Annotated in this window: 17 protein-coding genes; 2 read left to right on the top strand and 15 right to left on the bottom strand. The window is 64.5% G+C overall.

Features of this window, described 5'->3' with window-relative positions; all coding sequences use genetic code 11:
* Positions 1–30: 30 nt before the first annotated feature.
* Entirely contained in the window at positions 31–1,125 is a 1,095-nt protein-coding gene (gene dbpB / locus ACZ3TS_RS37320) for a DGQHR domain-containing protein DpdB (RefSeq protein WP_467626396.1), read from the top strand.
* Positions 1,126–1,182: 57 nt separating this feature from the next.
* On the opposite strand, the gene dpdD is transcribed toward dbpB, so the two are convergent.
* The 8 genes from dpdD to dpdE are packed head-to-tail and all read right to left on the bottom strand — an operon-like array spanning position 1,183 to position 18,900.
* Positions 1,183–3,234 carry a protein DpdD gene (dpdD, locus tag ACZ3TS_RS37315; protein ID WP_467626395.1) on the bottom strand — a complete coding sequence of 684 codons (2,052 nt, stop codon included), beginning with the start codon at positions 3,232–3,234 and terminating at the stop codon, positions 1,183–1,185.
* Positions 3,231–3,752 carry a phospholipase D-like domain-containing protein DpdK gene (gene dpdK, locus ACZ3TS_RS37310; protein WP_467626394.1) on the bottom strand — a complete coding sequence of 174 codons (522 nt, stop codon included), beginning with the start codon at positions 3,750–3,752 and terminating at the stop codon, positions 3,231–3,233. Before dpdK ends, dpdD begins: the two co-directional genes overlap by 4 nt.
* Positions 3,749–8,251, bottom strand: a complete 4,503-nt coding sequence (gene dpdJ / locus ACZ3TS_RS37305; protein ID WP_467626393.1) for a protein DpdJ — start codon at positions 8,249–8,251, stop codon at positions 3,749–3,751. The genes dpdK and dpdJ overlap by 4 nt, the downstream gene beginning before the upstream one ends.
* Complete coding sequence (locus tag ACZ3TS_RS37300; protein WP_467626392.1) at positions 8,248–8,934, bottom strand: hypothetical protein; 687 nt, start codon at positions 8,932–8,934, stop codon at positions 8,248–8,250. The genes dpdJ and ACZ3TS_RS37300 overlap by 4 nt, the downstream gene beginning before the upstream one ends.
* Positions 8,931–12,056, bottom strand: a complete 3,126-nt coding sequence (gene dpdH, locus ACZ3TS_RS37295; protein ID WP_467626390.1) for a protein DpdH — start codon at positions 12,054–12,056, stop codon at positions 8,931–8,933. Before dpdH ends, ACZ3TS_RS37300 begins: the two co-directional genes overlap by 4 nt.
* Positions 12,049–12,957, bottom strand: a complete 909-nt coding sequence (gene dpdG / locus ACZ3TS_RS37290) for a protein DpdG (RefSeq protein ID WP_467626389.1) — start codon at positions 12,955–12,957, stop codon at positions 12,049–12,051. Before dpdG ends, dpdH begins: the two co-directional genes overlap by 8 nt.
* Entirely contained in the window at positions 12,957–15,593 is a 2,637-nt protein-coding gene (gene dpdF, locus ACZ3TS_RS37285) for a protein DpdF (protein WP_467626387.1), read from the bottom strand. Before dpdF ends, dpdG begins: the two co-directional genes overlap by 1 nt.
* Positions 15,583–18,900 (bottom strand): protein DpdE, encoded by a 3,318-nt coding sequence (dpdE, locus tag ACZ3TS_RS37280; RefSeq protein WP_467626386.1) that lies wholly within the window; start codon positions 18,898–18,900, stop codon positions 15,583–15,585. Before dpdE ends, dpdF begins: the two co-directional genes overlap by 11 nt.
* Positions 18,901–19,444: 544 nt before the next feature.
* Between dpdE and ACZ3TS_RS37275 the strand changes: the two genes are divergently transcribed.
* Positions 19,445–19,966: a VUT family protein gene (locus ACZ3TS_RS37275; protein WP_467626384.1), complete on the top strand. Its 522-nt coding sequence runs from the start codon at positions 19,445–19,447 to the stop codon at positions 19,964–19,966.
* Between the two features lie 675 nt (positions 19,967–20,641).
* On the opposite strand, the gene ACZ3TS_RS37270 is transcribed toward ACZ3TS_RS37275, so the two are convergent.
* From ACZ3TS_RS37270 to ACZ3TS_RS37240, 7 genes are all read right to left on the bottom strand, one after another.
* A complete protein-coding gene (locus ACZ3TS_RS37270; RefSeq protein ID WP_467626383.1) occupies positions 20,642–20,971 on the bottom strand; it encodes a hypothetical protein in 330 nt (109 codons plus the stop codon).
* A 68-nt stretch (positions 20,972–21,039) separates the two neighbouring features.
* The gene (locus ACZ3TS_RS37265) at positions 21,040–21,327 is read right to left on the bottom strand and encodes a hypothetical protein (RefSeq protein ID WP_467626382.1); all 288 of its coding nucleotides are present in this window, start codon (positions 21,325–21,327) and stop codon (positions 21,040–21,042) included.
* The gene (locus ACZ3TS_RS37260) at positions 21,327–22,376 is read right to left on the bottom strand and encodes a major capsid protein (protein ID WP_467626381.1); all 1,050 of its coding nucleotides are present in this window, start codon (positions 22,374–22,376) and stop codon (positions 21,327–21,329) included. Before ACZ3TS_RS37260 ends, ACZ3TS_RS37265 begins: the two co-directional genes overlap by 1 nt.
* A gap of 14 nt (positions 22,377–22,390) precedes the next feature.
* Positions 22,391–22,873 carry a head decoration protein gene (locus ACZ3TS_RS37255; RefSeq protein WP_467626380.1) on the bottom strand — a complete coding sequence of 161 codons (483 nt, stop codon included), beginning with the start codon at positions 22,871–22,873 and terminating at the stop codon, positions 22,391–22,393.
* Between the two features lie 42 nt (positions 22,874–22,915).
* Positions 22,916–23,623: a hypothetical protein gene (locus ACZ3TS_RS37250; protein WP_467626379.1), complete on the bottom strand. Its 708-nt coding sequence runs from the start codon at positions 23,621–23,623 to the stop codon at positions 22,916–22,918.
* Between the two features lie 128 nt (positions 23,624–23,751).
* Positions 23,752–25,458 carry a hypothetical protein gene (locus ACZ3TS_RS37245; RefSeq protein WP_467626377.1) on the bottom strand — a complete coding sequence of 569 codons (1,707 nt, stop codon included), beginning with the start codon at positions 25,456–25,458 and terminating at the stop codon, positions 23,752–23,754.
* A 123-nt stretch (positions 25,459–25,581) separates the two neighbouring features.
* Positions 25,582–25,792, bottom strand: a 211-nt coding sequence (locus tag ACZ3TS_RS37240) for a hypothetical protein (protein ID WP_467626376.1), incomplete at its 5' end; no start/stop codon positions are given.

Raw genomic sequence — 25,792 nt, 5'->3', positions numbered from 1 at the left:
AACACTCAAAGTAACCCAACAGGAGAAGATGTGGCCGACCGCTACGAGCTGAAGCTACCCGCCCTCAAGATCCTCCAAGGCACCAAGGAGATCTACTGCTTCGCCGTCGACGGCAAGAAGCTCCATGACTTCGCCGCCGTCTCGCGCGTTCGCCGCGATGGCCAGAAGCAGTTGCAGGGGTACCAGCGGCCCGAGGTCCTCAGCCACATCCGCTCAATCCGCCGCTACCTCGAGTCCGAAGGAGCGATGCTTCCCAACTCCCTGGTCCTCGCATTCGACGAGCGCGTGAGGTTCGAACCAGCGGTCCGCGGCGGTGACGTGAACTACTCCATCCCCGGCGAGCTGATCATCCCGGTCGACGAGTCACTGGCCGACGAAGACAAACCAGCCTGGCTCGTAGATGGACAGCAGCGCAGTGCAGCCATCAGGGACGCGGACCTCGCAGAGTTCCCCGTGGCAGCCGTGGGCTTCATCGCGTCCCAGGAAGAGCAGCGGTCGCAGTTCATCTTGGTCAACTCGACCAAGCCGCTCCCCAAGGGCCTCGTCTACGAACTCCTGCCGGAGACCATCGGCCAACTGCCGCGCTCGTACGCACGCCGCCAGCTCGCCGCGAAGATCATGGTCCTTCTGAACATGGGAGACGGTCCCTTCAGCGGAAGGATCAGCAGCCCCACGTCGCCTAACGGCAACATCAAGGACAACAGCGTTCTGAGAATGCTGGAGCACAGCATCTACGAGGGCGCTCTGTACCAATACCGGAACGCCGAGGACGGCACCGGGGACGAAGAACGGATGCTGGCGCACCTACTGTCCTTCTGGACGCCAGTGGCGAACCTCTTCGAGGACGCGTGGGGCAAGCCCCCCAAGGAGTCGAGGTTGACCCATGGTGTGGGTATCCAGGCCATGGGCTTCGTCATGGACCGACTCACCGCAGACGTCCCCTTCGACAGGGTCGACTGGGACAAGGTCCGCATCACCTTGCGAGGGCTGGAGGACCACGTGGCCTGGACCTCCGGCACGTGGAGGTTCTCAGATGGTCAGGAACGCCGCTGGAACGGCCTTCAGAACACAGCCAGTGACGTGCGGCTGCTCACCAGCCACCTGCAGGCCCTCGTCTCGAAGTAGAGCCTGACCACGCTCCTTGAAGGTGGCCGCCCAGTGATCTGGGCGGCCACCCTGCGGTCAGGACGCTGCTGCAGCAGCGCGAAGGGTGTCGACGGCTGCACGCAGAAGAGAGGCCGAACCACTGCCGTTCGCGTAGCCGATGTGCTCGGTCTCTGCGTTCTGATCGATGAAGCCGGTTGCAGCGTGCTTCGCGCAGCGCGTGGCCAGCACGATCGCATTCGCTGCGCGGGCCTTCTGTCGGAGCTGCGGCGAACCCACGTGATCCGAGGCCGTTACGACCTTCACTGCCGGCGCGAGTCGCTTGACCTCTTCTTGACAGCGAGCAAGGACTGCTTCATCCAGCGAGTACAGCAGCAGTGTCAACGCCGGGATGTCAGCCGACGACTTGTCCTCAGCCTCATCCCCGGTAGGAGCCTCCCACGCGAACTCGATGCCGAGTTCCTGGGAGAGACGCTGGGCGAATGCCAAGTCGGCTGCGTCGAGGCGCTGCTGATGTAGCCACAGCGGCTCCAGGAGCGCATACGCCAGGTTGCTGCGAGCGTCCTCACTGGGACATGCAGCAAGGAAGAGACGGTCGACGAAGTCGAGGGCGATCGCTGCCCGCTCGGCAGCCACCCACCTGCTTCGCTCCGACCCGATCTCCTCCAAGAGTTCCCGGTAGTCCGCCTCGCTCGGAGCCGCCCGAAGAGCAATCTCCATCAGCGCCTGGAGGACCGCGAGATCGCCCGGGCCGAACCGGTCGAAGGTCAGCGCGTTGCGAATGAATGCGTGGGCTGTCTGCCCTGCGGGTGCTTCGTATCCCACGGCATCGATGAAGGCGCCGACCGCGCTCCATACCCGGTCTGCCTCATGGTCCGGCAAGCTGTCCAGGAACTCGGCGAGCGCCGCATCGTCTGTTGCCGGACTCGACCAGTCCGTCCACCCACGATCCTCCAAGATTGCCTGGCCCTCAGGGTGCCCCTGGGCGAGCGACGTCAGTAGATCGCCCCACGACTCGACCAGTACGTCAGGCTTCGGCGAAGTCCCGAGTGGTGACTCGACCAAATTCGCGTGCTGCTTGGGGAGTAGGTCCGCTTGGGTCCTGGCTGGCTTGTCATGCTCCAGCAGTTCCACGACGTAGTTCCACACGAGCAACGGGACTTCGCTCATATGGCCGCTGTTTTGGGTGGCCGCTGCAAGGTCTCGCAGCACTGTTTCGTCGTCACGGACTCTGGCGGCCAGCAACAGCACCGTCATTGCCTGTGGTCCGAACCCGCTGACGTCGCCAGAAAGTAGATCCGGAATCACCCTGCCAGCCTCGATTAGGCTGCTCTTCGCGGCGTATAGATCGTTTTCGCTAAGCGGCTTCTCCAACGCCACTGAATAGACAGCGTTAAGGATTGCTTCCCTGACTGGAGCCGGTGGGTTCTGGCGAACAATATCGACCAGCCCGGGAAATGCAAGCACATCATTACTGCGCCCCAGTCGGTCCAGCCTCTTGATATGCAAGTTGGCCAAGTTGGTTGCGGTAATGCCACCGCTTGCGGCCAACTGCCCAAGCACGTCAAGAGAAGCTGACTCTCCGCCTGCTGACAGCGACGCGTCGAACTCGGCGAGGAGCCGTCCCATAGGCTTAGCGAGTCGCCACAACCTGGGTGGCCGGTTCGCGACAGTCCTCTGCATGAGTTGCAGCGCCTCCGCCAGGTTCGTGCGGTGCTGAGGGGTCTTGCCAGTGCTGAGCCGGAAGGTGACCCCGGGACCGAAGTGGTCCAGGATCGCCTTCTCGACTGGATCAGCGGGGTCGAGTTCGGCGGGACGCAGGCCCCATAGCGGGTTGTAGGCGATGTATGTCGGGCCAGCGAAAGCACGGATCAAGTCAGCAGTCTTCGCCGCGTCCACCGTGTCCCTCGCGATGACGTACATCACGAAACGCCGATCTCCGCTGGGGTACGTGCGAGGCAGGACGATGGGAGCATCGTCACCGCGCCGGAATACCTGTACGAAGGGCAGGGTTCGGTGGCCGTGCCGGTAGTCGGGGTCGAGGTTCGGCCATACCCCGTTTCCTACGCCGAAGAATCTATTCAAGAATTCTTCGGACTGCTGACGCGGACGTTGCTGGGCCTGGTTCATGCGCCGGCACCCCACCTCTGCCTCAGGTCCAGCCGTGCCTGACTTGCGTCCGGGCCACCGACCTTGTACGTGACGGATTCATCGTTGACCGCCATGCCGCGCACGGTGTAGTTCATCGATCCAGTCAGAATCCAGTTATCGCCGCACAGTGTCTTCTCATGCACGTCTGGGTTCAGCACGATGCGGATGGAATCTTGTTGTGGCGACGATTCCAGCCGTCGCAGAAACGGCGCATTGTGAGCGTCGGGCCGTGTTACCACGTGGACGCGTGACTCCCTGCTGGCGATGTGAATCAACGCCTCGGACAACCGCCAGTCCAAGGGGGGCACATCGCCGAAGAAAGAGTCGTAGGCACCCTGGCTGTTGTCCAGTACTTGGACATCAGTGATCCATGGCGAGACCAGCCAGAGCTCGCTGCTGGGGCTGACTGCCTCGGCGATCAAGGCGGCCGACAGCGTCGAATCGACCCGAAGACCGGTACCCGCTCCGATACGGATTGTCCGTTCCAGGACGCTCACTGCACTGCCTCCCGAAGTTCCACTCGCACCTGAAGTTGATCGCCGTTGCGGGCGAAGCCGCGGACCTCGCCGTACACCCGCAGGACGTCCCGGTCCACTGGCAGAGCTGGCACGCGTATGAGCGCCTGCGTCATCGCTGCGCCTTCGTGGGCGGGACACACGAGTTGGACTGCAGCGCCTTCGGACATTGCCTTCTGGTAGGAGAGTGCCCAGTCAGTCTCTGTCACGTCGATCTGCGCAATGCGTTCGTCGTGTGCAGCCTGCACGAGGAGCCGGTCGAGGACAGGCGGCCCCACATACGGTTGGTAGTGCCGGAGATCCTGGGTGCGGGCCTGGCGCCCTCGAGGCCACATCAGGCTGAACGCCTGGTCCGCAGTCACCTCCCGCGAACTGCTCAAAGAAAGCAGGCCCTTGCCGGCCGCGTAGGCAACGACGCGCGCGTCGACTTCGATACCGAGCCGACGTTCCAAATCGCTCCAGGCATTGACGAGGCCCAGTGCCACCGCGTCTGTTTCGGGGCTTGAACCCGGACGCAGGAGCCGAGTTGACATAGCCGACACTGCCGTGCGCCTGGGAGGACCGTCCAGACGCTCCCAAGCCGAACGAAGCCGTTGCAGCGCGGTGGCCGCTGCCGTGGAGTCCTCAGCACCGCGCAGAGTCCTGATCGCGTGAGCGGCCTCGCCACCGGGTTCCTGAATGAGGTGCTGGAGGAGGCGAGTCAGCGTCGCATCGACGTACTCGTAATCGCTGGGGGCCAGCGCACTCGCAACGAGCCCCCAGAAGCGGCGTGGGTCTTCGGTGTAGTACTGCACAAGGTGCTCGATGACACCCAGCCCGCCGATGGATGTCTCACTGAGCCACACGGTCGCTGGACCATCCTGGCTGTCCCCAGGAAGCACATCGACGATCAGGTCGCCTTCCTGTGCGTCGGGGCAGGCGCGCTGGGCGGCGCTGGCTATGGCAGCGGCGAGAGTGTCTCGGTACGCGCACTGAGCCAACGCTTCGGTCCGAGCAGGTACGTCGGGTGCCACCAGAAGTTCCGCTGCCCTGTTGAGTGCGGCAATCACGCGGTCATCGTGTGACAACTCCAGGAGGGCGGACACAAGGCGGTCACTGTCCACAGGCTGCTCGGAGTCGCTGTTGTCCCGGTAGAGGACTTTGAAGATCTCAGCGAGATTCTGGCCCCACGAGCCATTGGCGAGCGAGGCACGCAACTGCTCACCGGTGCGGTCACCGTCAAGCCCCGCCAAGGCAAATGCGGTCAGATATACCTGTGCCAGCCACTCACGCTGGAATGTGTTCGTGATTTCGGCGAGGGTCGCATCTTCAGCGACAGCCTGAGAGAAAGCAAGCGAGCGCCACTGAGGGGAGGAGAGGTACGCATGGACGGCAAGATCCGTGAGATCCAACGGCCTCAGCCTGACGTGGAAGGCATCGACATCGAGCCGGAACCCGAGGGCCGCTGGCTGGCCCTCCGCCTCGTACCGCACGCTTCGCTTTTCGCTCCCGCCGCGCTTGCGAACGACCTCGCAGTCCGCACCCATCGTCATGCGCCGAACTTCGATGGGGTTGCCGCCGGCATGCGTTGCAAAATTCACCGAGGCGATGCGCTGGGACCACAGAGAAGGGTCTGGAACAGCCGCCGGGCTCAGCGGAACGTCCCGCGGGGCCACGATCTGGGTGCCCCACTGAGGGAAGGCTTGAGACCGTGTGTCGATCTCCCTCGGGGGCTCATCCAGGACGAGCCGATGAGGACGGAACACCTCCACACCAGAGGTGTCATGCCCGTGGGGGTACCAGGTTCCTTCAGGATCGTGCCCACGCACGATCTCGCTGAGCGGCAAAGAGTCTGTATCGTCGGGAGGCAGCGGAAGCCACGTGCGATGTTCGTCGCGACGGTGACCATAGCGGCGGCTGACCCGCCCCGGCACTGCCTCACGCAGAGCCCGTGCGATCGGCAGCTGCTCGACGCTCTCGCCCTCAGAGAACGGCAGCTGCAAGTCCACCTCGGGCAGATTCAATGGCGCGAACAACGACTGGGTGACGAACTCAGGGAGAAGCGCGCCTTCCCTGGCTCCTGAGTCTTCACGCAGAGGACGCCACTGGCTCCGCAGCCGTCGCAGGGCTGTAGGCACTACGGCCAGGAGCAGCGAGCGGGGCTGCTCCCACAGTAGGGCCTGAGCTTCGTCGGGGCTGATCTGGAGGGCCCTCACCAAGTGGTTGGCGAGTTCATCCTGGAGTCCGGAATCGTCGAGGAGAGCCTGCAGCAGGTCGGCGAGCAGGTCACCGGCTGCAGGGTCCCGTTGCTTCGCGGCATTGCTGTACGGAGCCTCCAGTAGCTTGCGAGGGTCCGCCCACGGACTCCGGCGGCGGAGCTTGCGGGCCGTCCAGTCGAGAAGAGCCTGCGCGCCTTGGATTTTCAGGACGAACCGGTTGCCGACGGGCAAAGTGCGAGCTGGCACTTCAGGGGCGAACAAGGTCTCGTAAGCCTGATAGGCAAGGCGGTCACGACCGTAGTCCGACAGAGTGACCACGGTGATGGGACGAGTTCCGCGCTGGCGACCAGCGCGACCGCGGCGCTGAATGAACGCGGCGGCATCGCGAGGCGCCTTGTGCTGCAAGACCAGGCCGACCCGGGGGTCGTTGAAACCGACCTCAAGAGAGGCCGTGGCCACCGTGAGGTTCGCGTCGTGATCGACGCCGGCGTCCTGCGATGACGTACGGCCTATGCGTAGATGATGGAGGCGGAGGCTGGGATCGAGGTCGTGCCCGATCTTCTCGACGAGGTCCCAGGACTGTCCTTCCCGGTATCGGCCGCCGTGTTCGTCGCGATCGGGAGAACGAAGGCCTGCGAGTACGGGATCCCAACCGTTGCGGCTGCCAGAGCGGGTCTGGCCGCCTTCGGCGTCACGGAGGTCGTCGTAGAAGCGGTTGGTGACGTCGAGATCGTCCGTGAACAGGAAGCCGGTCGAGCCATAGAGGAAGCGGTTGCTTTCGATATCCAATACCCGCCCCAAGAGCATCGCGGTCTGGATCGAGGTGGACAACAGGCTCGCCCCAGCGACCGGGTCGCCGCGGAGGGCTATGGCGTATTCGCGTCCTTCGGCCTCCAACTCGTCCTCGGTGGGCTCGATCGGCTCGATGTCGCCTGGACGCAACCCCGTGAGCTGGGCGAAGAAGTGTTTCGAGTCTCGCAGGGTGGCGCTCAGTCCGACGAACGTGACGGGTCGGCGGACTGCTTCACGCCAACGGCGGAGTAGGAGAGCGACCTGCGCACCGTGCACGCCGGTGTAGGTGTGTACCTCGTCGAGCAGCACGAGGGCTGGGCCGGGGTTGCTGCCACGCCACCCGAGTAGCCGTTCAAGGTTGCTGTCACCACTGGCTTGGTTGAGCATTTCCGTGGTGGTGAAGAGCAGGTCGGGCTCCCTGTCCTTCAGCGAGTCCCGCGTTAGAGCCAGGCAACCGTCCTTGATCGTGTGGCCGCACTTTGCGCAGGTCAGTTGTTCGCGGCGTTGGAGGCGGTCGTTGTCCGACCACACCAAGTCGCCTGTCCCGCAGTCGGGGTTGGGGCATGGCAGGTAGGGACAGATGGCTCCGTCAGCGGTTCGCGCCCAGGCTCCGCGTGCCTGGCTCCCGGCCTGCAACTTTGGATCGTTGATGCTCCGTGGCGTGCTCCCATAGAGCGCGCCGACACGCAGCGGACGCCGTCCCTGGGAACGCAGGGCTGGCTCGACCCCTTCAGCCGCACGAATTGCTTCCCGAAGCTGGTCGCGCAGGAGCTCCAGTCGAGGGTAGAGCGCAAGGGTATGCACCCGTGATGTCGTACTGGGGCGTGCGTTCTCTGCCATAGCGGCGAACGCCGGCAGATAGAACGCGAGCGTCTTACCACTACCCGTGCCGGCGCCCACGATGATTCCTGCTGAGCGCGGCCCGCCCAGCGCCGTGAACACAGCGCGCGTTGCCTTCAACTGGAAGCGTGCCAGCTTGTAGCCTCCCACGTGGGCCGCTGCCACGGCATTCTGGACGTCGCGCCAATGATCAAGACTGGCAAGTTCAGCCAGGGCATCGTCCGCGGGGATGTCACGGCGGGGGTAGCGGCGTGGGGCCACGTGGAGCCGGTAGTCGGCAACCAGGCGCTTACGCTGCCGCCACCAACCTCGGTCAAGCGGCCTGGACCATCCGCCTTGCACGAAAAGCTGCCGAAGGCCGGCCGTCAGCCGGAGAGTCTCTGCCATCCGGGTGCGGTACCGCGGTGGCGAGACGACTGGGACCGGTACCTCGAACAGCAAGGCACGATCGAGGCACTCCTCAAGAACCTCGTCGGGTGAGGCGCCGGAAGGTGCGTCCTGCCGTGTGAGGAGGAGTTCGTCGATGGTCTCCAGAACTTCGGCTTCAGAAAGCGAACTCTCCGTCACTCCCCAGGAGAGCAGGGGGAGCTCACGGTCCTCCAGCCGGTTGAGAAGTGCGTTGCCGAACCCCTGATCGAAAAGCTGCGTCACGCGCCCCTCCTTGTCAGTGTGACCTGGCCGTCCATGGCGAATTCGCGCAGGAGGGCGATTTCCTGATCCGTGATGTCGAGGAGTGTCGGCGCGGGCCGACCACCGAGGCGTTCGAGGAGGGCGAGCAACTCGGCTGGAGGCTCCTTTGCGTCGCGCAGCGACTCGGCAAGAGACTCACACTTGGTCACGAACAGCGTGATGTCGCCCGTGGTCACCGATTTGGCTGATGCCGCCCGCTCCAGGTCCACACGACGAGACCGGGCTGATGCTTGCTCTTGCGGAGGCAGCATCGGAATCCTGGCCAGGGGAAGAGAGGCGAGACGTCGACCAGACCACTCGGCCCACGCCGCGAGATTCTCTTCACGGATGGCCACGGCTGCTTCCTGAACCTTGCGCTTGGCCGTGTTGAAGGCTTGGTCGCCGGGCCATCCGTTCTCAGCCCGCCGAGTGAACGGCTCCAGTCCATCGCCGGCTGCCGACAGGCTCGCTACGACTGCTGCGCCCTGGTCCTTCAAGGCAAGCGCCACAGTGACTTCCTTGCGAAGCTCTGCCAGACGTGCCGTCAATTCGCTGATACGTGACGAAACCCGGGCTGCTTCCTTCTCCCCAGCCTCGCCCTCAGACAACTGTCGTGCGCGGTCTTGTAGTTGCAGCGCCATCTCGTAGACGGGTCTTTGCGTCATTCGTTCTCCCCCTCCTGCGCGACGGGAACCTCGGTCGGTTTCAAGGAGGCAGAGGCGAGTTGCGCTACCTCACTCCATTCACCGAGCACCGTTTGCATGGCGAGAGAGACGCTGTCGATTGCAGTGGTACCCGCTCGCGCTTCAGCCCTTCTCAGCGCAGCTTCCAGCCACGATTCGCTCTCGGAGAGCAGGAGAAGGATGTCTTGGATGCTTGTGCCGCGATCCTGCGCTGCCACAGCAAAGCGAGCGGCCTGTCGGACACGCTCGGCTCGACTTTCATCTGATGCCCGGGCGAGGTCGTCTTCCAGTTCGGAGACCTTGCTCCATTCGGCCTGCTTGCCTCGCTCAAGAACTCCCTCGAAACGGAGTGCGTGATCAACTCCGAGGGGCATCAGCCCATTGACCTCCTTGGCCGCAGCTAGAGCGCCCTCGATTGCGGAGAGGGTGTGTGCACTGTTGGTTCCACGAGGGTGACGGCTCCGGATCTCACCCAACTGCCCCTCGAGCTGCGTGAGTTGATCGTCCACCAGCGTCGGAAGCGATACGAAGCCGGTTACCGCCTTCTGGACCCAAGACGGAACCTGCGTCCGGTCGACCGTCCATTCCCACTGAGACGCCGCTTGCCTCAGCAGGGGAAGCACTCGGGCAGCGTCGATCATCCTCACCGCTCCGGTCACACCCTGGGCGACACCCACAGCTTCCTTGAGTCGATCGACGAGAACAGGACGCGCATCGAGGTGACGCTTCAAGACGTCGTTCCACTGCTTTGTCCGCAGCGCGACGTCCGTCCGCTCCCATCCCTCGCCTTCGTCCAGGACCGCAGTCAGTAGAGCAGCGGTTTCCATCCCCGGGTACGCCTGGCCAGCGAGCATCGCTCCCAGCAGGGAAGCACGTAGACCGAGTACCAACTGCTCGTCGGTGATCTCTAGATGGCGCTGAACACGGGAAGTAAGGGCTGGCCCGTGCTGATCGGCGTACGTTGCGAGACGCCGAATGTCCTGGCTCCTTACCTGACCCTTTCCTGCCTCTGCACACAACAGGCTCTCAAAAAAGTAACTGTCCTTCGCTGTACGCCCAAAGCGGATAGGCGCGTCAGCAGCGCCAGCCAGGCGTTCATCCGCTCCAGTTACTGAAACCACGGTCGCATTATTGGGCCAGGCCTTATCTGTCACCTTCTTGGGTTGCTCATGCATGAGCGGTGATTCCCAGTGATATCGCTGGAGTACGGCCGTTGCAATAATGGAGCGGACGTTGTGGGCTGTGGTGTTGTCGAGAACCTCTTCCTTAGTCAACCAGACCTTGACCGTTTCCAGTTTCCGCTTCAGGGACCGGGGAATGTTATCTGTGCTGAGGTCGACACCAGGCTCACTGTCTGGACGTTCTTTATTTCGATCTTGCGTAGAGGCTGTAGACGGTGTTGCCGGAATCCTCCGCGATTTCCCGCCCAGGGGAGGCAAGGAGAACGCTTCCAGGATTGTTTCGTCAATGTTATTAGCGTCTTCGGGAGCATTTCCCCAAAATAGCAGGAGGTTCTTTCGGCGTTCAGAATCGACGCGGTCGTGGTCGTCGATGTAGGCGTGTACATCGCGCTCCAATTCCTTGTCGATGTCGGCTCTCGTAAACCGGCGTCGAAATTCAGAGTCGGGGAACTCGCCTCGGCGGATCGGGTCGGCGTGGTTAATCAGCACGGGCCGTACGACGCTGCCGAGGACGGTCCGAGGGACGAACGACCAGGGCTTCTTTGGGTCTGCGGTTGAATGAACGGTTCTGACGATCGCGGAAGTGTTGAAGGGAAACAGGCCGTAGCCTTGCGGCGTAACGCCGAAGGCCTCGTGACAGCGTTCTTGGAGAGGGCATCCATCGCACGCGTTAGGCGTCTCGCCGTCGCGTCCTTGCTCCAGAGCATTTCGGCCCAAGCGGGCCGCATTGAGATAGCGTCCGACGAACGAGGCAATTTCTTGACTTCCGGTGTCCGCATGGCTGAATGGAACATCCAGGTTATAGACGTACCCTGCCGTTGCCCGGATGCGTGTCAGCGCGGTCTCTGGGATTTGATCCAGGTAGCCGGGGGTAACAGCCATGAGCGTGCGGATTGGGGCGAGCGCCGTGTGTCCGTCGCGGTTTGCTGCTTCGATTACTGCGTCCAGGAGGTCTTGTTGGACGCCTTGAATGAGGGCAAAGTCCTCGATGAGGAGAATAATTTCCTTGCCTAGGCGCTGATACTCCTCACGCACCTGCACCATGGCGTCTAGGAGGCGTCCTGCGCCAAGGTTGGCCGCGTTCTTGACCGCAGCTTCCAAATTCCTGTTGAGTAGGTCCACAGCCGTGGCCTGTAGGTCGTCTCGCGTAGCAATCTGGTTGAGCAGCCGAGCGACCATATCCGAAGCGGCGTTGTCGTAGTCGACGTCGAGCGGCAAGTCCTCAATAGTGAAACTCTCAGGACGCTCGTCTTGCCCGCTGCGACGATCCTTGAGGAGCTGAGCCGCGAGTCGCGGTACAAACTTCCCTTCCGACAGCATGTGCTGCCGAATGAACGGGTCATGCAGCATCGCTGCCAGCCTGCCAGGGCCGGCAAGCACCCGTCCTGGCCCAGGGATCTCCTTCGGAGGTGTCGCAGAGAGACGCTCACTCAGTTCATTGAGGATTCGGCGGCCAAGCGACTCTTGATCAATTTCTGCAGTGAACCTGTCGATATCATCCCTGAGTTGTGCCAGCTCGCTGCTGTCCGCCTTGGCGATGAGAGCCTTGACCACTGCCTTGAGGCTGGTCATAGAGCGTTCGAGATAGATGACCTCGTGGGTGTCCGAGGCGGGAATGAACTCTGGGATCTTCTCACGCACCCATCGGATCAGGTGAGACTTCCCGGCCCCGGAGTCCCCCAGGACCAACATCAGGAGAGCGCCTGAGTCGGATTTCTTCGTGAGAAAGTCGTCTATGACCGACTCTTCATTGATCAGGTCGCCGATCGGCTGGACCTGCTTATCCTCCGAGACCAAGGCTCGCTTGATACGCAAGGGTGCATGCGTGGCAAGGAATACGGACCGGTGTGGGCTAATGGCCTCGGTGTTGATCGTGGCAGCAGCGGTCGCCGGGTCCCAGCAGAGGTCGCGGAAGTTAGCCATTGACGGCCTCCAAGATGGTGATGGCGCTGACCGGTCGCGCAGATGACCTGTCGGGGTCGTGCACCTGGAGCACGTGTTGTGCATCGTCATCGTGCTCCAGCCGCAACCACCTCTCGTCTTCACCGCGAAGCAGCGCAAATGAGAGTGCTGCGCCGGCTGCGGTGTCTCCCGGTGAGCGGAGTCCCACAGCTCGTGAGTGAGCACCACCTGGCAGCACAGGGAGCTGTTCGCGGAGGGTGCGCAAGAGTTCTACTGCGTTTATCCTCACGTCGGTTTGCTGCAGTTCGGCAAGTGTCTGTCTCACGGCGGCTGTGCAGTCAGGGACAAGCCGGTTTGCGTTGCCTTCCTCGATCTGGAAGAGAGGCGCTCCTGCTAGACCCAGAGACGGCGCCCAGTAGTTGAAGCGAAGCCAACGAGTGTGGTTGGAGAATACGTGTCCTGCCTCGGGTCGCAAGGCCTCTCTTTGCTCGTTCTGCGCCCTGAACCAGTCCATCGGATCTGTGGGATCAAATGTGAGCAGCCACGCCAGAGCTCTGGTGAGGTCGCGAGGCCCGGTTTGGTCGGGTGAGTCGCCAAGCGATGTGTTCTTAGCAGGGTCGAGGATCGCGCGTCGGAGTACGGAGCCGAACGCGGATACGTCCTGGCCGTCGAGGGCAACGGCCAGGCCAACGAGGGACAGGTGCTGGTCTTCCCCTTCGATCCGAATTAGGCCCAACTCTTCCAACGTGCTGATTGCCTTATCGAAGGGGGGCTTGTCCTGTGTCTTCTCGCCGCGGATTGAAGGTGGGGACAGCAGAGCACGCGCGTCCTCCAAGGGCGGTGCCTTCTCGAGGCAGGCGAGGAGCCGTACGACGGCCCATGCTTGGGAGGGCAGGGCTGCGCCCACGTTTAGGAGAGTCATCAGAGTTCCTCCAGGGCGCGGAAGACGGGAAGCTTGGCTCGGTGGATATCGATCAGTGGGTCATTGGCCCGGTCTGGGTGTCGAGTTTGGCGCGGGTGGACGAGGTACGTGACGTCCTCCGAACTGAACCGTGCGGCGGTGTCGTAGTCCAGTGACGGTGAATCGTCCAGGATCCACACCACGGGGCCGGCCCATGACTTCAGCAACTCCGCATCCTCGTCGAGTACAACAGGGTGTGTACGTGCTGCCTTTTGGAGCACCTCTCGGCACCGCGCCGTGACACCGGGCCCACCAACGATGGTCATGCCTCGCCGGACCAGCCGCTCCAGGAGGCGGGGGACGTAGAGGCGTAGCTCCTGCTCGTCCTCCCACCACAAACTCAGACACGACAGGCCGTCACGGTATCGGGCCAGCGGGTCTTCCACGGGAGGTACCGGGAAACGCAGCCACGGCCGAGGCTCACCCGCGATTCGGTAGAAGCCAGACTTGTCGGGGTGCCCAGTTGCCCTGCAGTTCGGGCAGCCGCGGCAGGTGACACGGGTTGGCAAGGAAGCTTGGCCTCGACGCAGGCGGTAGTACTCCCCGAGCACATCACCAATACACTGACTTCCACCGAGCGCCTCTTGGAGACCCTTGAGGGATTTCTTCTGCGCATCCAGAAGTTTCTTCCGCTCTGCCTCGAAGCGATCTGCGAAATGCTCCGTGGTGTTGACTTGCGGGTCCTTGATGGTTACCTCAGCCTGTGTCGCAACGCGTTTTTTGAACTCCTCAACCCGATCCTCCCAGGCGGATTCGAGTTCCCCGTCTTCGCGTTGAGGAGGTTGCGGCACGTGGAGTTCGATCAGCATGGCGCGAACCATGAGATTCAGAACCCGAACGTTCCACGATCTATTGGTTTCAGAATCCTCGCTGACGTGGCTGGGGCGGGAGTCTAGGTCGAGCCTGTAGCGGTTGCCGCCGAGTTGCTGTTCTCGTCGGAACATGGCATCCCAGCGTTTCCACGCTTTCTCAGAGGTGATGACTGGTTCGCTAGCGAGAGTCTCGGCGATGTCCCGGTCACCGGGGGCTGTCACCATGTAGGCGACAGAGGGATTTCCGTCGCGGCCACCTCGGCCGATCTCCTGGTAGTACCGGTCAACGGTTTCGGGCAGGCATGCGTGTAGCACTGTCCGAACGTCCGGCAGATCTACACCCAGCCCGAATGCCGAAGTGCCCACGACAACGTCATACCTGGTGGAGATCCTGCTGTCGGCCTCGGTGGATTTACCTCCCCAACCCTCCACAGCATCGCGACGGTCCTGGTCACTTGAGTCGCCGGTCACATGAGTGACTCGATGAAAGCCAGCAGATTTGAGGCGCCTCGTCCATTCTTTTGCGTCTGCCACTGTCGAGACGTACAAGGCCATGGGTTTGGGAAGGAGCGCCACAGCCTCAAGAATCGAGTTCTCGCGGCGTTGCGTGGTCACGGATGCGTTGATGTAGTAGGTGGGTTCGTGACGAAGTTGGGAAGCCCAGACAATCTGAGCCTTGTCTGGTCCTGCAAAGAGATCTTCAAGCGTGCTGACTTGCTGCGTCGTGAGGGTGGCACTCATGGCGACCGTGACAGGTGCCAGACCTTCGGGAGCCTTGCTCAACCAGGTGCGACGATGGCTGGACATGGTCTGGAACTCGGGTCGGAAGCCGTTGCCCCACTGTTCCACGAGGTGAGCTTCGTCGATGACGAAGTAGTTGAGCAGACCAGCCCCTGCCGCGTCTTCAAGCGGCTTGCGCAGGCTCCTGACGAGGGACTCAGGTGAGGTGAATACAAGGCGCTGCCGGCCCGTGCGGATGTCATCGCGCATCTGCTGCTTGACGTCGTCCGGCAGACCAGCGACATAGGCGTAGCGTCCCGTAGGGCTGGTCCGCCCCTGCGCCTTCATCAGAGGACGGGTACGGCGCTCCATGTCGAGGGCAAGGACGACGGTAGGCACGACTACCACCGAGACGCCGGCGCTTCGACTTGCGAGCAGCGCAGGTGCCTGGATGACTGCGGTCTTGCCGTGCCCCGTGGGCAAGCAGATGATCACGGTGCTGCCCGGTTGTGCGAGCGCGACGGCCCGCGCAGCCTGCCTTTGACCGAAGGAAAAGTACCGCTCGTGCGTCGCGCCAAGAGCCGTCGTCCAGAACGGATCCGCGGGGTGGGGCTCCCGGCTGCGACGGTGTTCGGCCTCTGCCCCTAGGTACACCTGTCGCAGATCCTCGCGAGCTACTGCCGCCGCATCGTTCTCTTCCACCGGCGGATGCCAGAGCTTCGCCGTGATGTACAAGCCCCGCTCGTGCGGCATCGCATCGCAGTGCAGTTGGGACCACTGTTCTTGGGAGGGCAGTAGAGGGTGAATGGGGACAACCAGGCCGCTGTTGACCTCGCGGGACTGGGCTTCAAGCAGGACTTGACGGATGAGGGCCGCCGCATCTCGCCATCCGGACGACCCGTTGTTCAGTCCGACGAGGGCGTCGCGGAGGCGTCGCAGGGTGCCCTGGCTGTCGTCCATGGGCGGGACCGAGGGCCAGGAACGCAGAAGTTCGTCGGCTCCAGTCCAACTGTCAACGGCTAGACCAGCCTGGCGCGGGGAGGTGCTGCTTGCGTCAGGAGTCATGCCGTACCCTCCTGTACCCGCTCTTCACGATGCACGTGGCCGCGACCAGTTGCACTGTCGGCTGGGTGAGTCCCTCGACAAGGGCGTCCGCGACGGACACGTCCGTCATGTAACTCTCGGTATCTCCCAGCAGGTGGCCGGCAGCCCCACGAGACTTGGCCTGGGCTGCGGCTACCGCGAGGCGACGGCGAGCCGCCTTCTGCGCGCGATCGCACTTGGCAGGGAGTTCCGTCACCCGCTCAAGCTCTTCAAGGGCGATTCCGTTGGCTGACTTTGCTGCGGCTGCGTAGTACTTCCACCCTCCGAAGACGTCGGTGAGTTCATGGATCAGTTTCGCGTTGTAGTTGTGGTCCTTGTTGTTGTCGTAGGGCTTCTCCAGCCACACGAGGGTCTGCTCGTCGGTAACGGCCTTCGTGCTGCCTGCTGCGACCCACACCTTCAGGGCGAAGGGGGGAAGGATCCGGTCTGCCTGTCGTCGGAGCGCGGGACGTGCCTTCTCCACGTCCACATCGTTGACCAGGGCCACGGCACCGCTGATGTCGGCTTCCACCACGAAGTCGAAGCCGAAGTAGGGCTCCAGTTCGCCCCGGTGCTGGGGATGGAGGCGCCAGAAGGCCGTGGCCTGGCCTCGGTCATCGGTGTAGATCGCTGAAGCCAGCATGTCGACCAGCGGGTTGCCGATCCGGAAGAGGCGGGTGCCGGGGGAGCGCAGCGCGTCGGCCCGGAAAAGCGCGGCCTCGGCGGCTTCAGCTGGCACCTTGGCCTTCAACGTCTGATAGAGGTGCGGTGAAACCAGCGGCTGGGCGTCGAGGTTGAACTTGTGACGCGTGCAGCCGTTCACAGAGCGGGTCCAGTGCGGCAGCTTGATGCCGTTAGATCCGTCGCCGACGTAGCTGAGTAGGGCTTCCTCGATCTTGCGGCGCGGCTGCTCGAACTTGGCGATCGCGGTGGCAACGTCTGATCGGTAGGTGGAGGACTCGTGGACGGCCTCGACCCGGTCGAACTTCGCGATGACAGCCTGAGCATCTTTCAACTGGGCCGTGACCTGAGACGCCGAGTTCGCCAGTCCTTCCGGCCCTTCAGCGAGAGCGGTGCACCACACGCCGGAGAGATCCCTTGCGATGGCGTCCTGCAGGGTGGAAACCGAATCGGAGAAGATCCGGTAGCCGTCTGTGAGCAGAGCCTGCCAGGCACCAGTGAGCTCTTCGATTTCGGCAAGGACGAACTGAGAGGCAGGATCTTGTCCAGTCTCTTCAAAGTCGGGGTATCGGTCGATGCGACCTAGTCGCTGCTCAAGACGGTTCGGTGACCAGGGAAGCCGCAGGTGTACCGCGGTGTTGGCGCTCTGCAGGTTCAAGCCGTCGTCAGCCGAGTCGTCCATGACGAGAACGCGAGGCAGCTTCTCAGCACCTCGAGCAGCCCGAGGTTTCTTCGGGTAGGGCGCTCGCCACGCCTCTACGGCCTTGTGCGACCTTTCCGAGCCGACGTCGCGGGTATGCTCGGCGACGAGCATGCCAGGGAGACGACGGCGCAACTCCCCGGCCAGATTCGATGCGAGTGAGCCGGCTCCCGCGAAGATCGCGGTTCTTCCCTGCCGCGAGATGATGGGCAGGAGGGCGGCAGCGAGTTCGCCCATTTCCTCATCGAAAACGTCCTGCCCGAGCTTCGCTTCGAGCCGCTCGAGAAGCGTCGCCTCGTGCGTCAGGAGAGCTGGGCCGACCAGCAGCTCGCGCTCCTGGCGCGTTAGACCAGCACGGTCTGCCGCCTGCGTGTCCTGGCGTACGCGCCACCGCATTGCGTCCAGGAAGTCGTTTGACGGGCCTCCGAGTCGAGAATTGAGTACACCGAGGACGAGCCCGTACTCGGATTGCTGATCATCGAGGTTCACATCGAGCAGGCGATCCCAAGTTTCACGCTGCCAGGTCCGCAACGTCTCCGTGGCAATGGAGTGCAGCGACCCGTCACCGAGGAGTTGAGGGAGGGCGCGACCGCGTACCACGTAGGGGGCGAGGTCGGAGTCTTCGTTGTCGCGCAGGATGCGGGCTCGGCGGTGACGGATCACTCGGCGGTCAAGCCGGTATGTCTCGCTGATGTGAGCTCGGAGCGCCTCGACGCGCATGGCCAGTTCAGAGGCGTCCGCTTCGTCAGCGAGCTCGTCGTACTCGTCGAGGAGTTCGAGGATGCGCGGCGCCAGGTCCTCGAAGAGAGGGTCTTCGGGGATGACTTCCCTGATGCGGTCGATCGCGGAGGGCAGAAGGGGAGGGAGCTTTTCGTCGAGGCCGGAGACGCGGTCTGCGAGCTTCTCACGCATCTCATGTCGACGCTCGAAGTCGGCCCGGATTTCCCAGCTGTAGAGGTCAGAGTCGAGGAGGTGCAGAAGGGCCAGCTGAGCGGTCGGTCCGGCAGTGATCGGTGTGGCTGACAGGAGAAGAAGCTTGGGTGCTTTGTGGGTCAGAGCGCACAGCTCGCGGTACCGGGGGTCGTTGTCGTCGATGTTGTGTACGAGTTCGTGGGCTTCGTCCACGACGACGAGTTCGCTGTCGTGGTACTGGGCCCAGTTCTCTGGTGTCTCGTGAGATGAGTACCGCACGCGACGGTCAACGAAGTCACCGATGAAGAACTTGTCGTGCAGTTCGCTCATCCACTGCCGCCGCAAGATCTCTGGGGTGATGATCGTGATTCGGGCGCTCGGGTTGTCGATCAAGGTCTGCCGGATGACGTAGCCGGCCTGGATGGTCTTTCCAAGGCCGACTTCGTCGGCGAGGAGATACCGCTGGACCGGATCCGAGAGCACAGTCAAGGCCGCGTCGATCTGGTGGGGGTAGAGCTCGACTCCAGACGAAAGCAGGGCGGGTGTGCTAGCGCAGGCTGCTCGCTGAGCGATGAGGTTGTGGAGCAGCGGCATCCGAGTGTTGTGGTAGTAGCCGGACTCGTTGCCCCCCGAGACCAGCACCTGAAGTGGGTCACGCACGGGTTTGTCCCACCGGACTCGAAGCTCGGTCTCATGTACCGGAAGGTCGGACTGCGTGTTAGGAAAGTGGACGAAATACGTGGGGCGCTGAGCCATTTGCACGCGCCCCGCGAGCCAAGTACCGGTGTTCGGGTTGCGCCAGAAAACGCGAGTCTCCCGCCTGAGTACGGCGTGCCGGCATGCAGTTACTGGAACCATGCACGACTCGACTTCTGGCTCGGCGACAGACTCGAAGAAGTCGATGCGGAGAGTGCCCCCGTCGACAGCCCCCACTCGGCCGATCCCGGGCGCTCCTGTGAACGTGACAAGGTGCCCGACCGCGAAGCCTGAAGACATCCTTCTGCTCGCCCCCCCACCTGCTGGTTTAACAACTGACATGAGCTTAGGCGCACCCACTGACAACAAGGTCGACGGACTAGTGCCATAAACCGCACGTACATTCGAAGTGAAGAAGGGGTGCGCTATCGATGACGTTCACTCCGGGCGGCATAGTGGATCAATCGGGACAAAGAGGCCGAGCGGGGGCTCCTTGCGAGGTGCAGCGCGCCATAAAATACGGCTGAAACGCAGCCTTGCTCCGAGAGGCATCTCGGGTACCCCGACGGGGCGCGCGGGCGCCGCTTCTGTTCTGCTGTCAGGGCTGACGTGCCGACTAACCTGCGTCGACTCGAGTCGGCGCCGGTAGGGCGTGGGCGCCCTCGCGGTAGGTCACGTGCACATATACCTCTGGCAGTGCACTCGATCCCGGTCAAAGTTCCGACCCCTTGGCCGGTACGCAGTGTCAGTGGCCTGGGCTGTACTGTCTGGGCGCTCGCCTCGCTGTCCGTCCGCGGCGTGGTATCGGCGCAAACCACCACATCACCGAAACAGAAAGAAGACTGTGAACGTCCCCGCCCCTGCCGGTATCGCGACCCTCGTCGCCTACGTCGCCACCATCCCTGCTGCCAACCTTGCCGTCACCCATTTCGGAGCCGTCCCCGTCGGCTTCGGCTACGCCGCCCCTGCCGGCGTCTACATGGTGGGTCTCGCCTTGGTACTTCGGGACCTCGCCCGTGAGTCCGCCGGCCGTGGTGCTGTTCTCGCGGCCATAGCCGTCGGCACCATCCTGTCGTACTTCCTTGCTGACCCGGCGCTGGCTGGCGCCTCAGCTGCCGCCTTCGCCGTGGCCGAGACGATGGACTTCGTCGTCTACGAGCCTCTCCGGAAGCGCGGCCTGCTGATCGCGATGCTCGCCTCGAACGCCGTCGGCCTGCTCGCGGACAGCCTCCTCTTCCTCAAGTTGGCCTTCGGTTCCTTCGAGTACCTGCCCGGCCAGATTCTCGGCAAGGCGTGGATGACCTTCGCTGCAATCGCCGTGCTGGCCCTCCTTCGACGCCGCAAGCCGGCGAGCGCGAGCGCCTGATCACATCAGCGCCGTTGGCGACGTCATCGGGGGTGCTGGTGAGGGCGTCGCGTGGCACTGACCTGTGCATGCGCAGTACCAGTACAACTCCCCGTTAGCGTCCGGCCATTGACGCCAGGGCACGAGTCGCAGGGCCAACTTGCCTCGCTCCTGGCGCCTCCGATACGGTCGCGTCATCAATGAGGGCCCCACCATGCCTACTAGGTCTGGTGGGGCCCTTTTGTGTCCTCTCGAACCCGGGGGGACCGAGTGTCGCGTGCCACCGTCTTCTTCAGGTTTGGCGGCCAGGGAGACGGCGGCCGTGCTCATGCGAAAGGACAACTGGTGAGTACACACCATGGCACAGGCTCCAGCCAGCAGTCACCCGGGCATGGCCCCGCGGACGGCGCCTGGAGCCCGGAGGTTCCACCGTCGACGTCCGCCCCTGTACGGCGCGCAAACGTACAACTGCTGGTCGGCGGCCGCACCGTCTTCGCGGTGTACATCTCGCCCGCGATTGTGGCAGGTACAGCAGTTGCGTCCCTGGTACTCGGAGCGGCGAGTTGGGGCCACTGGCCTTGGCCGTAGAACCGTGAGACAGGCCGCGGGGGCACCTGCTCCCGCGGCCTTCGGCCGGCCATTGAAGGCACAGACGGAGTGCTGCAGTGTCTCGTCGGCGTGGCCCTGGGCCGCGCGCTATCTGTAGCGGCGGGTCGGCACGAGCCTAGCCACTGCCAGAGTTTCGCTCGCTTCGTCTTCGTCCTGTGGCGCAGATGCCTGTCGTACAGCCTCGATATGCCGCTCGATCCCTCGCAAGTTCTCCTGGAGGTCCATGGTCACAACCCCGTCTACGGTGACCTTCAGCGGGTCTGCGAGGAGCTTCGCTCGCCGCTCGCCCAACACCTCCAGCGCAACTGCGCGCACCGAACGCAGCCGGAAGAATCGGCGTTCCAGGTCAGCCGGGTCGGCGTCCGGGCCGAGCTGCGCGAGCAGCCACGACCGCTGAAACTCGTCCACAAGGATCACATCCTCAGTACGAGGCACGGCCCGGAGCCGCTCGGGGGAATTGGCTCCAGGCCGTACGCGTGAGCGTATTACGCAGAGGACGAGCGTCCCCGTCGCGACGCAGGCTTCTTCGCCCCGCCCGCGCCGGCCGTCTCCTCCTGGCCGTCGTCCTTGCTCCCGGACGGCTCCGCCGTCTCCACCGCGACACCCTCGTCCGGCTCGTCGCAGTCGTCTGGCGGCACCTCCCACGCGTCCGGGTTGGTGATCAGCACGGCCACCTCCGAGTCCGGGCAGTCGCCCGGCAGCAGGACCAGTTCCTCCCTCGTGGTCGGGTCCTGTACGTAGACCGCGGCCTTCAGCCGCCCGCGGCCCGCCATCACAGGACCTTCGCCACGATGTGTGCGTCCGGGGTGTGCATGACAGGCATGCCGACCGCGGCGCCCTTGGTCCAGATCTGCACGGGGTCATCCTGGACACCGCGCGTGATGATCAGGCCGGGAGCGTCCTCCCGGATGATCTCCGGGTTCGTCCCACGCGACAGCACCAGTGCCTCCGCGGTCACCCCGTACATGGTCTGCGCCCACTTCTCCCGCTCCGGCGGCACCAGAATCCACAGGTCCTCGGGCAGCACCTTGCGGGGCTTGCCGTCCACCCGCACCTGGGCCTTGTAGAACTGGAGCGGCGGCAGGCTGTAGTTACCGCGCACCACGTTGATCTGCTGCGGGGTGAGCGTCGCCGTCGGCGTGGTCGACGGGTTCACGCTGCCGTAGTAGGCCGCCCGGTAGGCGTTGTTCGCCGCCAGGTAGCTGAACGCCTTCCGGCTGGTGATCACCAGCTCCGGCTCCGGCGCACCGATGTCGTCCAGGTGCTGGATCCACCGCAGCTCGTCCGCGATCGGGTCAGAGGCCGGATCCGACCACGGTATTCGGGCAACCGGCATGTTCTCGGCGGGGACGTTCCAGTCCACCTCCAGCGTCAGGCCGTTCTCCTGCTCCAGCGTGAACCGGCCGTCCGTGAGCACGTCGCCGGCGGCAAGCTCCAGCCGGGACCGGATGGCTTCGACGTGCCGTTCCACATCGTCGTACAACAGCTCGATCAACCGGTCCTGGTCCGAGCCGTGCGACGCCTCCAGCAGGATCTGCTCCTGCTCGGAGACGACGAGCTTCTGGCCCAGCGCGGGCAACGCACCCTCGCGGGAGGTCTGCCACGCCTCACGGGTCGCGAACGGCACCGAGGCGTTGAACGCCCGGTACTTGGCGACGTTGACGTACCGGCCGGAGTCCTTCGTACGCCACTTCACCTCCCGCATCTCCACGGTCGGGAAGATCGTCTGAGTGAGGAGGAAGTCCTTCGGGGACGGGATCGCCCTGGCGAACGCCGTCAGGTCCATGACCGAGACGTCCTTGAGCAGGTCCTGAATCGTCACAGCTCAGCCCCCGCTCACACGAAGCGGATCTGCGCGGCACGCGGGTGCCACACGAGCTGCGACACATCGATGCCGCCCGGGACCTTCGACGCCTTCACCGCGCCGTGCCACAGCAGCGCAGCCGGAACACGGGTCTGTCCCGGCGCGAACGGGGCCTCGGCGATCACGAAGCCGCGCAGAATCTGGCGGCCGCAGTGCGCCTCCGGGTCGTACGGGCCGTACAGGCCGGACTCCGTGACCCTGCCGACCGGCACACCGGACAGCACCCGGCCGTACGGGTCGCAGCCGTCGCCGCACACGTAGTGCGTGCCCTCGCAGAACAGGTTCAGGTCGAGCGTGATCGTGTCGACGGAGTCGGTGCCGTGCAGGGACGCCAGCCACTCGCGGTTGGCGGTCGTGTACTCGGACTTCGAGACGGGCTGGATGGTCATGTGCTTGGTCTCCATGGACGCTGCGGTCAGATTCCGCACACCGCCCACGGAGGCGATGCCGTCCACGAAGTTCAGGGGGCGTGGTCCCCCAAGATCAGGTGCCTGGAACTACCGGGCGGCGGAGTCGCTGAACTCCGGGATCAGGCCACGGCGCTTGGCCATCTCCAACCCGGCCGAACCAGGCCTGGACACCGAGGCCGTACGGGTCGGGCCGCGACCGGCCGGTGCGCCCGCGGGGGCGGCCGGCACAGGCGGGCGGACCCCGCCGAACAGCTCAGGGCGACGGGCCCGCAGGGCCTCGGCCGCCGACTGGATCTGCGCCTCGTCCGCGTCCTCGTCGTCCACGGCCAGCAGACGCTCCGCGTCCACCAGATCGTCACCCTCCGCGCCGAGCGCCACCAGCGCGGCCCGACGAAGCGCCGCCCTCTCCCGCTCGGCGGCCAGCTCCTCCCTACGCGCGGCCTGCAGCTCCCGCTCGGCAGCCGCCTGTTCCCGGCGCTCCACCTCCGACAGCGCGGCCTGCTCGGCCTCCCGCTGCGCGGTCACGAACTCGGTGAGTGCCTTCGGGGAGTCGAACCCGAGCGTGGACAACAGCCGCTTGATAGCGGCCCGTTCGCCCTGCGCCTTCTCGCGGGTGAGCATCTTGCCCAACCGGTCCTGGGTGACCGTGACCTGCTGCTCCTGGCCGCCACTGTCCGTGGCGTCGTCGAGCTGGTCGTTCGTCTCGTCCTCCGACGAGGCACCAAGAATCGGGTAGATCGGCCGCCCGTCACGGCGGTGGCCGACAGGACGGCGAGGCGGCAGGGGCCGGACCATACATCTCCTCCAGAGCGCGCCCCCGCGCTGACGGCCAGTGTAGCCACCTGCGCCGACATGGCCACGAGCCCTGTCCCCCCACACACACAAGATGGCGTCGAACAAGGAAGGCACCACCCCGAGGCGCGTCACCGGCCCGCCTCCCCCGGCTCCCGCTCGATCACCTTCCCCACCGGCTTCCTCACCCCGGCCGACCCCGACCCGTCGTCCTCCTCCTGGTCGCCGTCGTCCTCGTGCTCGCGCCGAGCATCGGCCTCCGCCATCCGCACCGCGGCCTCCTGCTCCGCCTTAGCCCTGATCCGCTCCACCTCCTGCGAGGCGTCCTTGATCGGGTACCCGGCCTCCAGCAGCATCGCCACCGCCGTCTCCAGAGACAGCACCCCCGCCCCGTACGCCTTGACGACCTCCTCCAGCACCGCGCCCCGGTCCGTCGGCGTGTGCGGCGCCCACGCCAGCCGCGCCGGCAGCGTCTCCCCAGAAGCCCAGCCCTCCGCACGCCCGGCCTGGTACAGCCGCTGCACCATCTTGAACAGCAGCCGGTACTTATGTTCACGCGCGAGCCGCATCATGCCGATCAGAGCATCCAGCGGCCCCAAAGCCAGCTTCAGCGCGTACCCCGACGGCACCTCCGTGGCCTCCAGCGTCCCGAGCCCGGCCGCCGTCACCCGCGAGTTGGCCGCGATCCGCTCCAGCAGGTGATCCACGCGCGCCCGCAGTTCGGCCAGCTGCGGCGACGTGTCCAGGGCATCCATCCGCCCGGTTTCCCCGAGCTGCCACACCGCACCGGCCTTCACCTGAAGCTCCTGCGGCCTGCCCGTCGCCCGGTCAACCGGCAGCCGCGCACCCGCGAGCCCGATGATCGGCGTGCCCGTCGTCGCGGAGGCCGCGGAGCTGTCCGAGTCCGTGGCCGCGAGCTCATCGAGCGCCTGCAGAACCCGAGCCAGAATCGAGCGCCCCCAATGCTCCCCGCCGTCCGGGATCGTGTTCGCGATGTGCACCACCGGCACAAAGTCGATCATCAGATCCAGCCGGTTCAGCTCCGTGCCGTCCGATCTCACCCGGAAACGTGCCTTGTCCATCGGCAGCCGGTCTAGCGTCTCACCGTTCTTCAGGTCCTCCAGCAGCCACTCCGCGTCCGTGAGATAGCACGTCACGTTGGACGTCCGCCCCGGCTCCCACGGGTACTGCCGTCCACCAGCCGCAGCGCCGACGTCGCCGTCAGGCTCGTCCTCGAAGATCGGACCCAGCTCGTACGTCACCCGGCGCACCCTGGCCTTCAACCCTGCGTCGTCGTCCGCTGGCAGCTCCCACGCCAGATGCACGCGGCTCGGGAAGTCCTCATCCTCATCGCCCCACTGCGGGAAGAAGAACCCCGGATCGTAGACCCGCAGCGTCGGCCGCTGCGTCTGCGGGTTCCACGCCAGCACCATCACGCTGTCCCCGAGCAGCACCGCCGCCCGCTCCGCCTGCTGCACCCGGAACGTCAGCAGCTCCTTGTCCGCCCACTTCCGCAACCGGTCCTGCACCGCGGCGGCCTCCGCCGCACCGGGCGTCGGCGTCTCCTCATCGGCGTGCTCCGCGCCCTCGACCGCGACCTTCTGTTCTGAACCGAGGAGGTAGCCGAGCGCGGTGTCTACGAGGTTCGCCGCGTCGCCCAGCTCCCGTCGCTCCAGCGCGCTCTCGTCGCCACCGGCCGCCGCGAGCTGTCCGGCCTGGTTGTTGTCGTACGCCGCCAGCACCTTGTATGCGGCCAGCCGCCGTAGCTCCTGCGGCGGGACCCACGTCTTGGCCAGCTCCGGAAACGCGCGGCTGCCGGGACGCCCGGCATCGGCCATAACGGGCTTGTAGTTCAGCCACGACCACGCATCGATAACGAGTTGGCGCAGGCCCACAGTCTCCTCCGGACGTCGGCCCCGCGCCGTTGATCAGCCTATAGCCCAGCGAACCCCACGACCCGGCTACGTGACACTGGTCGCCCAGGTGGCATGGCGTTCTGCCGCCACCTTGCGCAGGCGTTCGGTAAGCGCACCCCGCTCCGCTCCGTGCGTCTTGTTGCTGTGGCAGTTCGGGCACAAGGTGACCATCCCCTCGTAGCGTGGAGCCCGTGATTGCAGGGGAAGTTGGGATTCATGGGGTCCAAGAAGAAGCCGCCGTACGACGCCGAGTTCC

This window comes from Streptomyces sp. NPDC022910 (assembly GCF_055561075.1).
Note: the sequence above shows the minus strand (reverse complement) of the source record. Positions and strands in the feature narration are given on the sequence as shown.

Excerpts from the sequence above, each read along its gene's own strand:
- dpdD (WP_467626395.1), bottom strand. The coding sequence starts at position 3,234 with ATGAACCAGGCCCAGCAACGTCCGCGTCAGCAGTCCGAAGAATTCTTG.
- ACZ3TS_RS37300 (WP_467626392.1), bottom strand. The coding sequence starts at position 8,934 with ATGACGCAAAGACCCGTCTACGAGATGGCGCTGCAACTACAAGACCGC.
- dpdH (WP_467626390.1), bottom strand. The coding sequence starts at position 12,056 with ATGGCTAACTTCCGCGACCTCTGCTGGGACCCGGCGACCGCTGCTGCC.
- dpdG (WP_467626389.1), bottom strand. The coding sequence starts at position 12,957 with ATGACTCTCCTAAACGTGGGCGCAGCCCTGCCCTCCCAAGCATGGGCC.
- dpdF (WP_467626387.1), bottom strand. The coding sequence starts at position 15,593 with ATGACTCCTGACGCAAGCAGCACCTCCCCGCGCCAGGCTGGTCTAGCC.
- dpdE (WP_467626386.1), bottom strand. The coding sequence starts at position 18,900 with ATGTCTTCAGGCTTCGCGGTCGGGCACCTTGTCACGTTCACAGGAGCG.
- ACZ3TS_RS37265 (WP_467626382.1), bottom strand. The coding sequence starts at position 21,327 with ATGGCGGGCCGCGGGCGGCTGAAGGCCGCGGTCTACGTACAGGACCCG.
- ACZ3TS_RS37250 (WP_467626379.1), bottom strand. The coding sequence starts at position 23,623 with ATGGTCCGGCCCCTGCCGCCTCGCCGTCCTGTCGGCCACCGCCGTGAC.
- ACZ3TS_RS37245 (WP_467626377.1), bottom strand. The coding sequence starts at position 25,458 with ATGGCCGATGCCGGGCGTCCCGGCAGCCGCGCGTTTCCGGAGCTGGCC.